At 65.0% G+C, this 13,055-nt stretch carries 13 protein-coding genes; 7 read left to right on the forward strand and 6 right to left on the reverse strand.

Annotated elements, in window-relative coordinates; translation table 11 throughout:
• Positions 1-65: 65 nt before the first annotated feature.
• The 4 genes from WN72_RS30560 to WN72_RS30575 all read left to right on the forward strand — a co-directional run bounded on the left by WN72_RS30560 (position 66) and on the right by WN72_RS30575 (position 5,216).
• Positions 66-1,571 (forward strand): M81 family metallopeptidase, encoded by a 1,506-nt coding sequence (locus tag WN72_RS30560; protein WP_092213622.1) that lies wholly within the window; start codon positions 66-68, stop codon positions 1,569-1,571.
• Positions 1,572-1,585: 14 nt separating this feature from the next.
• Positions 1,586-2,749: a M20 aminoacylase family protein gene (locus WN72_RS30565; protein ID WP_092213620.1), complete on the forward strand. Its 1,164-nt coding sequence runs from the start codon at positions 1,586-1,588 to the stop codon at positions 2,747-2,749.
• A 2-nt stretch (positions 2,750-2,751) separates the two neighbouring features.
• Entirely contained in the window at positions 2,752-4,170 is a 1,419-nt protein-coding gene (locus tag WN72_RS30570) for an amidase (RefSeq protein WP_092213618.1), read from the forward strand.
• A gap of 155 nt (positions 4,171-4,325) precedes the next feature.
• Entirely contained in the window at positions 4,326-5,216 is an 891-nt protein-coding gene (locus tag WN72_RS30575; protein ID WP_092213616.1) for a crotonase/enoyl-CoA hydratase family protein, read from the forward strand.
• Between the two features lie 128 nt (positions 5,217-5,344).
• On the opposite strand, the gene WN72_RS30580 is transcribed toward WN72_RS30575, so the two are convergent.
• From WN72_RS30580 to WN72_RS30590, 3 genes are all read right to left on the reverse strand, one after another.
• Positions 5,345-6,322 (reverse strand): NADPH:quinone oxidoreductase family protein, encoded by a 978-nt coding sequence (locus WN72_RS30580; RefSeq protein ID WP_092213614.1) that lies wholly within the window; start codon positions 6,320-6,322, stop codon positions 5,345-5,347.
• Positions 6,322-6,930 carry a 2-hydroxychromene-2-carboxylate isomerase gene (locus tag WN72_RS30585; RefSeq protein ID WP_092213612.1) on the reverse strand — a complete coding sequence of 203 codons (609 nt, stop codon included), beginning with the start codon at positions 6,928-6,930 and terminating at the stop codon, positions 6,322-6,324. The genes WN72_RS30580 and WN72_RS30585 overlap by 1 nt, the downstream gene beginning before the upstream one ends.
• A gap of 147 nt (positions 6,931-7,077) precedes the next feature.
• Entirely contained in the window at positions 7,078-7,779 is a 702-nt protein-coding gene (locus WN72_RS30590) for a glutathione S-transferase N-terminal domain-containing protein (RefSeq protein ID WP_092213610.1), read from the reverse strand.
• A gap of 147 nt (positions 7,780-7,926) precedes the next feature.
• Here WN72_RS30590 and WN72_RS30595 point away from each other — a divergent pair, with 147 nt between their 5' ends.
• Together WN72_RS30595 and WN72_RS30600 are read left to right on the forward strand one after the other, a co-directional pair.
• Positions 7,927-8,949, forward strand: a complete 1,023-nt coding sequence (locus WN72_RS30595) for a methionine synthase (RefSeq protein ID WP_027560122.1) — start codon at positions 7,927-7,929, stop codon at positions 8,947-8,949.
• Positions 8,949-9,182: a hypothetical protein gene (locus WN72_RS30600; protein ID WP_035729475.1), complete on the forward strand. Its 234-nt coding sequence runs from the start codon at positions 8,949-8,951 to the stop codon at positions 9,180-9,182. The genes WN72_RS30595 and WN72_RS30600 overlap by 1 nt, the downstream gene beginning before the upstream one ends.
• On the opposite strand, the gene WN72_RS30605 is transcribed toward WN72_RS30600, so the two are convergent.
• The 3 genes from WN72_RS30605 to WN72_RS30615 all read right to left on the reverse strand — a co-directional run bounded on the left by WN72_RS30605 (position 9,183) and on the right by WN72_RS30615 (position 11,350).
• Entirely contained in the window at positions 9,183-9,806 is a 624-nt protein-coding gene (locus WN72_RS30605; protein WP_027560124.1) for a hypothetical protein, read from the reverse strand.
• A gap of 154 nt (positions 9,807-9,960) precedes the next feature.
• A complete protein-coding gene (gene gpt / locus WN72_RS30610) occupies positions 9,961-10,488 on the reverse strand; it encodes a xanthine phosphoribosyltransferase (RefSeq protein ID WP_027560125.1) in 528 nt (175 codons plus the stop codon).
• A gap of 124 nt (positions 10,489-10,612) precedes the next feature.
• Positions 10,613-11,350, reverse strand: coding sequence for a competence/damage-inducible protein A (locus WN72_RS30615; RefSeq protein ID WP_092213608.1), 738 nt, complete (start codon positions 11,348-11,350; stop codon positions 10,613-10,615).
• Between the two features lie 281 nt (positions 11,351-11,631).
• Between WN72_RS30615 and WN72_RS30620 the strand changes: the two genes are divergently transcribed.
• Positions 11,632-13,050, forward strand: coding sequence for a circularly permuted type 2 ATP-grasp protein (locus WN72_RS30620; protein WP_027560127.1), 1,419 nt, complete (start codon positions 11,632-11,634; stop codon positions 13,048-13,050).
• The last annotated feature ends 5 nt before the right edge of the window (positions 13,051-13,055 follow it).

Genomic DNA, 13,055 nt, shown 5'->3' on the forward strand with positions numbered 1-13,055 from the left:
CGCCTTGCTCTCTCCTCAAGGCCAAGGCTAACGTCGCGCCTTCTTGATCGACTGGACCTGAATTGATGACACGTATCGCCGTCGGCGGCTTCCTGCACGAGACCAACACCTTCGCCCCGACCAAGGCGACGTTCGCCGACTTCCAGCATGGCGGCGGCTGGCCCGCGATGACCGAAGGCGCCGACGTGCTGAAGGTGATGCGGCGCATCAATGTCGGCCTTGCCGGCTTCGCCGACAGCACCGAGGCCAATGGCTGGGAACTCATTCCGACCATCGCCTGCGGCGCGAGCCCGTCCGCCCACGTTACCAAGGACGCCTTCGAGCGCATCGTGAAGGTCATGGTCGACGGCATCAAAGCCGCCGGCCCGATCGACGCCGTCTATCTGGACCTGCACGGCGCCATGGTGACCGAGCATCTCGACGACGGCGAAGGTGAAATCCTGGCGCGCGTGCGCCGCGTCATCGGCAAGGATGTTCCGCTGGTCGCAAGCCTCGACCTGCACGCCAACGTCACGCCCGAGATGATGGAGCATGCCGACGCGCTGATCGCCTACCGCACCTATCCCCATGTCGACATGGCCGACACCGGCCGCGCCGCCGCGCACCATCTCGCGCTGCTGCTGAAGACGAAGCAGCGCTTTGCCAAGGCGTTCCGGCAATTGCCGTTCCTGATCCCGATCAGCTGGCAGTGCACCAACGACCAGCCGACCAGGGGCATCTACCAGAAGCTCGCTAGCCTCGAGAGCGATGCGGTTCCGACCCTTTCCTTTGCGCCGGGCTTCCCCGCCGCCGATTTCCGCGACTGCGGCCCGAGCGTGTTCGCCTATGGCAGGACGCAAGCGGACGCCGACCGCGCGGCGGACACGATCGTCAAGCTGATCGAAAGCCACGAGGACGATTTCGACGGCAAGATCTGGTCGCCCGACGACGGCGTGCGCCACGCCATGGAACTTTCGAAGACCGCGAGCAAGCCGATCATCATCGCCGACACCCAGGACAATCCCGGCGCCGGCGGCGATTCCGACACCACGGGCATGCTGCGCGCGCTGGTGCGCAACAAGGCAAGCGCCGCGACCGGGGCGATCTACGATCCGGAATCGGCCAGGGCCGCGCATGCGGCCGGCGTCGGCGCCACTGTGACGCTGGCGCTCGGCGGCAAGTCCGGCATTCCCGGCGACGAGCCCTATCGCGAGACGTTCGTCGTCGAAAAGCTCTCCGACGGCCGCTTCATCGCGCCCGGCCCCTATTATGGCGGCCGCGAGATGGAGATGGGCCCCTCCGCAGCCTTGCGCATCGGCGACGTCCGCGTCGTCGTCTCCTCGCACAAGGCCCAGCTCGCGGACCAGGCGATGTACCGCTATGTCGGCATCGAGCCGACGCAGGAGAAGATTTTGGTCAACAAGAGCTCGGTGCATTTCCGCGCCGACTTCGAGCCGATCGCGGAAAAGCTGATGATCTGCGCCGCGCCCGGCGCGATGCCGGCCGATACCGCCTCGCTGCCCTGGACGCGCCTGCGTCCGGGCATCCGCATCAAGCCGAACGGCCCCGTCTTCAATCCTCCTTCACGCTAACCGGACAGGAACCCATGCCCACGATCGACCGCATCGACGGCTACGCCGACGAACTCACCGCCATCAGGCGCGACCTCCACGCCCATCCCGAGATCGGCTTCGAGGAAGTGCGGACGTCCGGCATCGTCGCCGACAAGCTCACGAGCTGGGGCATCGAGGTGCATCGCGGTCTCGGCGGCACCGGCGTGATCGGCGTCATCAAGGGCAACGGTTCGGGCAGCAAGCGCATCGGCCTGCGCGCCGACATGGACGCGCTGCCGATGGAAGAGAACACCAATCTGAAATGGAGCTCGAAGATCCCTGGCCGCTTCCACGGTTGCGGCCATGACGGCCACACCACCATTCTGCTCGGCACCGCGCGCTATCTCGCCGAGACCCGGAATTTCGACGGCACCGTGCATCTGATCTTCCAGCCGGCCGAGGAAGGCCTCGGCGGCGCCCGCGCGATGATCAAGGACGGGCTGTTCGAGAAGTTTCCGTGCGACGAACTCTACGGCCTGCACAACGCGCCCGACCTCAACCATGGCGAGATCGCGATCCTGCCCGGCCCCGCGATGGCCGGCGCCGACTTCATCGATCTCCGCATCACCGGCTATGGCGCGCATGGCGCGATGCCCGAGCGCTCCAAGGACGCGGTGATCATCGCCACCACGCTGGCGCAGGCGATCCAGACCATCGTCAGCCGCAACGTCGACCCGCTGCAGGCCGCCGTCATCTCGATCACCCAGATTCATGCCGGCTCGGCCTACAACGTCATTCCCGGCGATGCGCATCTGTGCGGCACGATCCGGACCTTCTCCAATGAAGTCCGCGCCCTGATCGCCGAACGCATCCGCACGATCTGCGCCGGCGTTGCGGCCGCTTATCAGTGCGAGATCGAGGCCGACATCCGCGACACCTTCGGCGTGCTGGTCAACCAGGTCGAGCAGTCCAAGGTGGTCGAGGAGGTCGCGCGCACCGTGGTCGATCCGGCCAACGTGATCACCCGCGCCCAGCCGAAGATGGGCAGCGAGGATTTCGCCGACATGCTGCAGACCATTCCCGGCGCCTATTTCTGGGTCGGCCATGACGGCTCGGTGCCGGTGCACAATCCCGGCTTCGTGCTCGACGACAAGATCCTGCCGATCGGCGCCAGCATGTTCGCCCGGATCATCGAAACGCGCATGCCGGTGAGCTAGCAATGCACAAGAGCGTCGACGAAGCCATCACCTCGCTGCACGATCTGTCCGCGGTCGACCTGATCGCGGGCTATCGCGCAAAACAATTCTCGCCGAGCGAGGTGCTGGAGGACGTGCTCGCGCATGTCGCTGCGTGGGAGCCGCACCTGAAGGCGCTCTATGCATTCGATCCCGACAGCGCGCGCGAGGTCGCCAAGGCCTCGACCGCGCGCTGGACCGGCGGCGAACCCTCGGGCCCGCTCGACGGCGTGCCCGTCACGGTGAAGGACAACATCGCCACCAAGGGCGTGCCGGTGCCGCTGGGCGCGGCCTCCGTCAAGCTTGTGCCAGCCGAGAAGGACGCCCCGCCCGCCGCGCGGTTGCGCGAGGCAGGCGCGGTGATCTTCGCCAAGACCACCATGCCCGATTACGGTATGCTGTCCTCGGGGCTCTCCTCTTTCCATGCGCTCGCGCGCAATCCTTGGGACCTCTCCAAGAATCCCGGCGGCTCCAGCGCGGGCGCGGGCTCTGCTGCGGCGGCCGGCTACGGCCCCTTGCATCTCGGCACAGATATCGGCGGCTCGGTGCGCCTGCCCGCGGGCTGGTGTGGCCTCGTCGGCCTGAAGCCGAGCTTTGGCCGCGTGCCGATCGATCCCACCTATGTCGGCCGCGTCGCCGGTCCGATGACCCGCACGGTCGATGATTGCGCGCTGATGATGAGCGTGATCGCAAAGCCCGACCGGCGCGACGGCATGAGCCTGCCCGCCGAGCCGCTCAACTGGAAGGGACTGGAGAAGTCGCCGCGAAAACTGCGCATCGGCCTGATGCTCGATCCCGGATGCGGCATGGCGCTGGAGAAGCCGGTGCGCGAGGTCGCGGTGAAGGCCGCGAAGGCATTCGAGTCCGCAGGCAGCGTCGTCACCGAAGTCGACGGCATCCTCACCCGCGAGATGCTCGACGGCCTCGACAATTTCTGGCGCGCGCGGATGTGGGACGACCTCGCCAAGTTGACGCCGGCCGAACAGGCAAAAGTGCTGCCCTACATCTTCAAATGGGGCGAGTCCGGCGCGAAATTGTCGGGCGTCGACGTCATCCGTGGCTTCAACCAGACCATGGCGATCCGCGCTGCGGCGTCAAAGCTGTTCTGCGAGCTCGACTACGTGATCTCGCCGACCGCGCCGAACGTGAATTTTCCGGCGGAATGGGCCTCACCGATCAACGATCCCATGAAGCCGTTCGAGCACATCGCCTATACCGTGCCGTGGAATATGTCGGAGAACCCGGCCGTCTCCATCAATGGCGGCTTCGATGCCAAGGGTTTTCCCATCGGCGTGCAGATCGTCGGACGCCGCTTCGACGATATCGGCGTGCTCGGCATGGCCAAGGCCTTTGAGGGCCTGCGCGGAACGCAGCGGCCCTGGCCGAAGCCGCCGGCTCATTAAACGCACCGTCATTCCGGGTTGCGCCCTCTTGGCGCAAGCCCGGAATCCATTCATGGGCGCTACTGGCGCGGAGAGATGGATTCCGGGCTCGCGCTTCGCGCGCCCCGGAATGACGTGCTAGAGAAAACGACAAAGAGACAAGGGAAGGACCCCCCATGGCGTATGAGACGATCAAATACGAGGTCGCCGAGCAGATCCTCACCATCACGCTGAACCGGCCCGACAAGCTCAACGCCTTCAACGCTCAGATGCAAGCCGAGCTGATCGACGCGTTCGACGCCGCCGACAAGGACGACAATGTCCGCGCCATCATCGTCACCGGCGCCGGCCGCGGCTTTTGCGCGGGCGCCGATCTGTCGTCAGGCGCCGACACGTTCGATCGCGACGCGCGGCGCGGGCCGGTGAAACGTTTCGCCGACGGCAAGGTCGATTACAGCGATCCGCAGGTGCGCGACGGCGGCGGCCAGGTGACCTTGCGCATCTTCAAATGCCTCAAGCCCGTGATCGCCGCGGTGAACGGACCTGCGGTCGGCATCGGCGTCACCATGCAGCTCGCGATGGACATCCGCATTGCATCCGAAGCCGCGCGGTTCGGCTTCGTGTTCTCCCAGCGCGGCATCGTGCCGGAGGCGGCCTCGAGCTGGTTCCTGCCGCGCATCGTCGGCATCTCGCAGGCGCTGGAATGGTGCTATTCGGGCCGCGTCTTCCCCGCGCAGGAAGCCCTCGCCGGACGCCTCGTCAGCAAGGTCGTAGCTCCCGATGATCTGCTGCCCACCGCCCGCGCGCTCGCCAAGGAGTTCGCCGCCAAGACCGCCCCGGTCTCGGTGGCGCTGATCCGCCAGATGATGTGGCGCATGATGGGCGCCGACGATCCTATGGAGGCCCATAAGGTCGACAGCCGCGGCATCTACACCCGCGGCCGCTCGGACGATGTGAAGGAAGGCGTGGTCTCGTTCCTGGAGAAGCGCCCGGCGCAGTTCAAGAACAAGGTGTCGAGCGATATGCCGGACTATTTCCCGTGGTGGACGGAGCGGGAGTATAAGTGAGGCTTTCGCGACTTCTCGTAGGGTGAGCAAAGCGAAGCGTGCCCACGTTCTTTCGTTATCATTGAGAGATGGTGGGCACGGCGCAAGAGCGCCTTTGCCCACCCTACGGCACCGTCACCACGGCACCGTCACTGCATCACCAGCGCCACACGCCCGATCGCCTTGCGATCGATCAACAGCCGCATCGCCTTCGCGTAATCCTCCAGCGGCAGGCGGTGCGAGACGTTGGGACGGAGCTTGCCCTCCTCCGCCCACTGCAAGAGCGCCTTCAGGCGCACCTCGCCCAGCGCGGGGTTTTTCCGCACGGCTTCGCCGGCGCGCACCCCTAGCACGCTGGCGCCCTTGATCAGCAGCAGGTTGGTCTTGGCCGAACCGATGCCGCCGGTAAAACCGATCACCAGGAGCCGGGCGCCCCAGGCGATGCAGCGCATCGAGTTCTCGAAGACCTCGCCGCCGACGGGATCGAACACCACGTCCGCGCCGCGGCCGTCGGTGATGCGCTTGACCGCATCGCGGAACGGCTCGCGGTCGTAGCGCACGAGATGGTCGGCGCCGCGCGATTTCGCGATCGCGAGCTTCTCGTCGCTGGAGGCGGTCGCGATCACGGTCGCGCCGAGCATCTTGCCGATCTCGACGGCGGCAAGACCGACGCCGCCGCCGGCGCCATGCACCAGCAGCACCTCGCCCGGCTCGACCCGGCCGCGATCGATCAGCGCGTGATAGGCGGTGCCGTGGCCGGCAAGATAGGTCGCAGCCTCCGCATAATCGAACGTCGACGGCATCGGCGTGAGCTGCGCCGGCGTCACCACGGCCTCATCGGTGAAGGCGCCGTGGCGCATTTTCACGATGACCTTGTCGCCGACGGCAACGCCCCTCGCCTCCGCACCGACCTCGGTGACGTCGCCGGCGGCTTCCATGCCCGGCGTGAACGGCAGCTCGGGCTTGAGCTGGTATTCGCCGGCCGCCATCAGCACATCAGGGAAATTCAAACCAGCGGCACGGATCGCAACGCGCACCTCGCCCGGCTTCAGGACGCGCGACGGAAACTCCTCCAGCCGCAAGGTTTCGGGCGCGCCGAGCGCGCGGCAGACAACAGCGCGCACCATCAGGCCGCGCTCGCCTTGCTGCGCAGCAGAGCCTCGCGGATCAACGGCAGGCGATCATTGCCGAAATACATGTCGATCTTGTTCACGAAGATGGTCGGCGAGCCGAAGCCGCCGCGCGCCACGACCTCCTCCGTATTGGCCTTGAGCTGATCCTTGATGCCCTGCTCGGAAATGCCGGCGAAGAACTTTTGCTCGTCAATCCCGACCTTCTTGCATATCTCAGCCAGCACCGCGTCCTGCGAGATGTCCTTGTCGCCGCCCCAATAGGTCTCGAACACTGATGTCGCGAACGGCACCATCTCCTTACCGAGCCAGATGCAGCCGCGCATCGCCTTGACGCTGTTCACCGGAAACACCGTCGGCGGCATCTTGATGGCGAGGCCCGCCGAGCGCGCCCAGTCGGAGAGGTCCTTCTTCATATAGCGCGCCTTCAGCGGCACCGGCGTCTCGCGCTGCGCGTAGACGCTTGGGTTGACCGTGTTGAAGATGCCGCCGACCAGGATCGGCCGCCAGACGATCTCGGCGCCAAGCTCCTTTGCCAGCGGCTGGATGTTGTGGAAGGCGAGATAAGTCCAGGGGCTGGAGCAGTCGAAGAAGAATTCGATCATGGCGTTTCCTTTGTCTGTCTGTCATTCCGGGATGCGCCGCAAGGCGCAGGCCCGGAATCCATTTCGCCTGTTGTTCTGCGGCCCGATGGATTCTCAGGTGCGCAATTGCGCACCGTAGCTCGCGCTTCGCGCGCCCCGGAATGACGGCTACTTCCTTCCCAGCACTTCCTTAGCCCGTTGCCCGAACATGATCTTGCGTGATTCCTCGTCGAACGGCTCCTTCACGAATTTTCCAATCGCAAGCCCTGCCTGCACCTGCGGCCGGGCGCGCACCTCAGCGTACCAGCGCCTCACGCTCGGATAGTCGTCGAGGGTAAAACCCTGCGCCTTGTGGGTCATGGTCCAGGGAAAGCAGGCGATGTCGGCGATGGAATAGTCGCCGGCGAGATAGGCGCCGGTCTTGCCGAGCTGCCGGTCGAGCACGCCATAGAGCCGCGCCGCCTCGTCGCGGTAGCGCTCGATCGCGTAGGGAATTTTCTCTGCCGCATAGAGCGCGAAATGACCGTGCTGGCCGAGCATCGGCCCCAGCCCTCCCATTTGCCACATCACCCATTGGATGGTGGTGGAGCGGCCGCGCAGATCGGTGGGTAGGAAACGGCCGGTCTTCTCCGCCAGATAGATCAGGATTGCGCCGGTCTCGAACGCCGAGAACGGCGCACCGCCATCGGCCGGGTCATGATCGACGATCGCGGGAATGCGGTTGTTGGGGGAGATCGCCAGAAACTCGGGGCTGAACTGCTCGCCGGCGCGGATATTGACCGGCTTCACGGTGTAGGGAAGCCCGAGTTCCTCCAGCATGATCGAGATTTTCCAGCCGTTCGGCGTCGGCGCATAATAGAGGTCGATCATGACCTGTCCTCTGGCCTTTCCTTTGGGCCTTTCCCTTCGGCCTTCCCTGGCGTCGCCGCTGGAATAGAGAGCGACTTTCGTTGTTCTGTACCTCGACGTTAGGACATGGCAGGAAGGGGCGCAACTCAACCTGCCGGGAGGGCCGCCATGCTGTTTCCAACCACGATCGCCGGCTCCTTGCCGAAGCCCGAATGGCTCGCCGAGCCCAACATGCTCTGGGCGCCCTGGAAGTCCCAAGGCGACGAGTTGCTCCGCGCCAAGCGCGACGCGACGCTGATCTGGCTTAAGGTCCAGGAGGACGCCGGCATCGACATCGTCACCGAGGGCGAGCAGGCCCGCCAGCACTTCGTGCACGGTTTTCTGGAGAAGATCGAGGGCATCGATTTCGCCCACAAGGTCGAGATGGGCATCCGGAAAGATCGCTACAAGGCGATGGTGCCGCAGGTGGTCGCCCCGCTCCGGCTCAAGGGCCGCGTCCACGCCTTTGAGGCGCAAGTGGCACGCACGCATACGAAGAAGAAGCTGAAATTCACCCTGCCGGGCCCGATGACGATCATCGACACGATCGCCGACCGTTATTACGGCGACCGCGTCAAGATGGCGTTCGCCTTCGCCGAGCTGCTCAACGAGGAGGCCAAGGCCTTGCAGGCCGACGGCGTCGATCTCGTGCAGTTCGACGAGCCCGCCTTCAACGTCTACATGGACGAGGTCAACGACTGGGGCATCAAGGCGCTGGAGCGCGCCGCGCAGAGCCTGACCTGCACCACCGCCGTGCACATCTGCTACGGCTACGGCATCAAGGCCAACACCGACTGGAAGGAGACGTTAGGCAGCCAATGGCGGCAATACGAGCAGATCTTTCCGGCGATCGACGCCAGTCCGATCCAGCAGGTCGCGATCGAGTGCCGCAATTCGAAAGTGCCGCTCGACCTGCTCGCGCTGCTCAAGAACAAGATCGTGCAGGCCGGTGTGATCGATGTCGCCAGCGACACGGTCGAGACCGCCGAGGACGTCGTGCAGGTGATCGACGCCGTCTCGAAGTTCGTGCCGAAGAGCAACATCATCGCCACCACCAATTGCGGCATGGCGCCGATGCGGCGCGAGATCGCCGAAGCCAAGCTGATGGCGCTTGGCGCCGGCGCCGCGCTGGCGCGCGAGAAGCTCGGCTGATGGTGGACGTCCGGACGCTGCTCGTCGCCGCAGTCTTTGCGGCGATCACCTCGCCTATGCATGCGGAGGATCGCTCCGTGCTGCTCAACTGCAAGACGATGGTGGAACGCGCCGAGAAGGCGGCCGGCAGTGTCAGCGAGGCCGAACTCACCCGTTGCCGGCAGATCATCCGCGAATGGGCCCTGCGCGACGCGCGCACGACGGTCGACGAACAGGGACGGCCGCTGAAGTAGCTACGCGGCGTTCTGTGCACTAGGATGCATCGTGATCTCGTAGCCGGCATTCATGGCGCGCAGCGTCGAAGGCGGCGTCAGCAGTTGCGCGCCTTCAAATTCGCGGGCATCGGCAACATAACCCGCCGGCGACCACAGCAACGCCCTGCCCTGCACCACCAGAAAACTCTCCTCGCCCTGCTGCACCATCGCGCCGTCAGGGAGCTGGTCGAGCGGCACCAGCAGCGCGTGCAGCCGCTTCCTGCCCTGATCGAGCCGCTCGTGGTGCAACACCGTGTCGATGTCGTGCATGCGCACATTGTGCACGCGATTGCCCTTCTCCCATGCGCTGCGGAATCGATTGGCATCGTCGCGGCGGCAGTAGAAGCAGGGGCGATGGCCGGCGGCGAGCGCGGTGGCCTCGTCCAGGAAGAACAGCTCGGTCCAGCTTCGCTGCGCCATCACTTCGCGATGGCGGCCGCGGAATTCGCAGGTGCAGGTGAGCCAGGCTGGCGTCGACCAGCGCTTCTTCAGAAGCGTCTTGGTGGCGGGATCATGGATGATGCCCCGATTGCCGGTGAACATGCCGCGATGCGGGGTGGCGATGATGTCGCCGGTGGGGGTGACGCGGTTTTGCAGGGGCATGGTGCGGCTCTTCTCCTTCTCCCCGCGTGCGGGGAGAAGGTCGGGATGAGGGGGAGCCTCCGCAAACTCGGTGAGAGCTGGACTCGCGGAGAGTCCCCCTCACCCGCGCCTACGGCGCGGCCTCTCCCCGCACGCGGGGAGAGGCGAAGAAAAACTACGCCGCCCCGTCGCGCAGCGGTGGATGGTACGACAGCGCGGTGTCCCACGGGAAGAATATCCACGTGTCCTGCGACACTTCGGTGATGAAGGTGTCGACCAGCGGACGTCCCATCGGCTTGGCATAGACCGTGGCGAAATGCGCATCCGGCAGCATCTCGCGCACCATTCTGCCGGTCTTGCCGGTGTCGACGAGGTCGTCGACGATCAAAAGCCCCTTGCCGGTGCCGTTGCCGAGCTTCATGGCCGCCTCGGAAATGCCCTTGAGCACCTGAAGCTCGCCCTGCTTGTTGTGATCGTAGCTGGCGATGCAGACCGTATCGATCACGCGCACGCCGAGCTCACGGGCCACGATCGCAGCCGGCACCAGACCGCCGCGGGTGATCGCGATCACCGCGTGGAACGGGCCGACCTCGTTGAGGCGCCAGGTCAGCGCCCGGCAATCCCTGTGGAACTGGTCCCAGGACACCGGGAAGGCCTTGCCGGCCTTCTCCTGCGCATTCAGTTCCGGTGCTTCACCAGCCATTGTCGTCTCCTGCTTCGTCACACGTCCGGCAAGCCGGGCGCGAAAGCATGATCCGGAAAAGTGTGCAGCGGTTTTCCGACATGATCATGCTCGAATAAAACGCTAAAGCGCCGCGCCCGGCGCTTTAGCGGGTGATGTTCAATCCCGCCAGCATGTCCTTCACCGCCGCCATCGCTGCCGCCAGCTTATCCGCATCGCGCGAGCGTACCACCAGATTGGTATTGGGCTTCTGCTCTTCGTCCATGAACGGATAGCTGCCGATGATGGTGTCCGGGTGAGCCTCCGCGATCGCCCGCAGCGGGCTGCCGATGTCGCCTTCCCGCGCATTGGCGCGGACCGATTCGGACAGCATGCGCACGCCGGATTTCAGCTTGGGCGAGACGATGTCCATCATCGCCTGCATGATCGAGGGCACGCCGGCCATGACGATGACATTGCCGATCTTGAATCCGGGCGCGAGGATGGTCGCACTCTGGATCAGCTCGGCGCCGTTGGGGATGCGGGCCATGCGCAGGCGGGCCTCGTTGAGATCCTGCTCGCTCCAGCGCTCGCGGAAACGGGCGACCACCTCCGGGTGATGGTCGATGCCGACGCCAAAGGCCTTGGCGACGCTGTCGGCGGTGATGTCGTCATGGGTCGGCCCGATGCCGCCGGTGGTGAAGACATAGGTGTAGCGATGCCGCAGCGCATCCAACGCGGCGATGATGTCGGCCTCGTCGTCGGAGACGACCCGGACTTCCTTCAGGTCGATGCCGATATTGGTCAGGTATTCGGCGATGAAGCCGATATTCTTGTCTTTGGTCCGGCCGGACAGGATTTCATCCCCGATGACCAGAATGCCCGCCGTGACGATCTCGCTCATTGCCTTCAGTCCCTCACCTGTCGTCTCGACTTTGCCGAGGTAACGCGTTGAAGTCACGCGGTTTTGCTGCCGAAATAAGCAGTCCTCAGCCATTTTTTCAGGCAAGCCGCCAGTCGTCCCCGGCAAATGCCCCTCCACCATGCTTATCGCGCTGGCCCGGCCCTTGCTACCACATGAAAGTCATGCACTCTTGCCGCATGGCCACAGGACGTTGCGGTCTGCACCTGGACCTCACCGACCTGACCATTGGCGCAACGCCTTGCGGAGACAAGTCGGGATCTATGGCAATCGCGTTTGACGAAATGAATATTCCCGGCGGGGACCTTCGCCCCGCCTATCAGGAGCTGGCACGCTGGCTCAAAGAGACGCCGCCCGAGGCGCTCGAATATCGCCGCCAGGAAGCCGAGCTCCTGTTTCGCCGCATCGGCATCACCTTCGCGGTCTATGGCGAGGCCGAGTCCACCGAGCGCCTGATCCCTTTCGACGTGATTCCCAGGATCATGTCCGGCAAGGAATGGGCGCTGCTGGAGAAGGGCCTGAAGCAGCGCGTGCGCGCGCTCAACATGTTCCTGCGCGACATCTATCACGGCCGCGACATCCTGCGCGCGGAGGTCGTGCCTGACGATCTGATCTTCCAGAACCCGGTCTTCCGCCCCGAGATGAACGGCCAGCAGGTGCCCCACGACGTCTACGTGCACATCGCCGGCATCGACATCGTCCGGGTCGACGCCGAGGACTTCATCGTGCTGGAGGACAATGCGCGCACGCCGTCGGGCGTGTCCTACATGCTGGAAAACCGCGAGATCATGATGCGGCTGTTTCCGGATCTGTTCGCTCGCCACAAGGTGGCGCCGGTCGAACGCTATCCGGACGAGCTGCTCGCGGCCTTGCGCTCGGTCGCGCCGCAAAGCGCCTCCGGAGAGCCGACCGTCGCGCTGCTGACGCCGGGCGTCTACAATTCCGCCTATTACGAGCACTCCTTCCTCGCCGACAAGCTCGGTATCGAGCTGGTCGAGGGCCGCGACCTCATCGTCAAGAACAACGAAGTGTTCATGCGGACGACGGAAGGGCTGAAGCGGGTCGACGTGATCTATCGCCGCGTCGACGACGATTTCCTCGATCCCCTCACCTTCCGCCCCGACTCCGTGCTCGGCGTGCCCGGGCTGATGTCGGCCTATGCGGCCGGCAATATCACGCTCGCCAACGCTGTCGGCACCGGCATCGCCGACGACAAGGCGATCTACTCCTACATGCCTGACATCGTGAAATTCTATCTCGGCGAGGAGCCGATCCTGAAGAACGTGCAGACCTGGCGCTGCCGTGAGCCGAAGGATCTGGCTTACGTGCTGGACAATCTCGGCGAGCTCGTCGTCAAGGAGGTGCACGGCTCCGGCGGCTACGGCATGCTGATCGGCCCCGCCGCGACGAAAGCGACGATCGAGGCGTTCCGCGAAAAGCTCAAGCGCGAGCCGGAAGGCTTTATCGCCCAGCCGACGCTGGCGCTCTCGACCTGCCCGACCTGCACCGCAAGTGGCCTTGCGCCGCGCCACGTCGACCTCAGGCCCTTCGTGCTCACCGGCAGCAAGCGCACCACGATCGTGCCGGGCGGGCTGACGCGCGTCGCGCTGAAGGAAGGTTCGCTCGTGGTGAATTCGAGCCAGGGCGGCGGCACCAAAGACACCTGGATTCTGGACGAGTAGAGAGA

The organism is Bradyrhizobium arachidis (assembly GCF_015291705.1).
In the GTDB taxonomy this organism is placed as follows: Bacteria; Pseudomonadota; Alphaproteobacteria; order Rhizobiales; family Xanthobacteraceae; genus Bradyrhizobium; species Bradyrhizobium arachidis.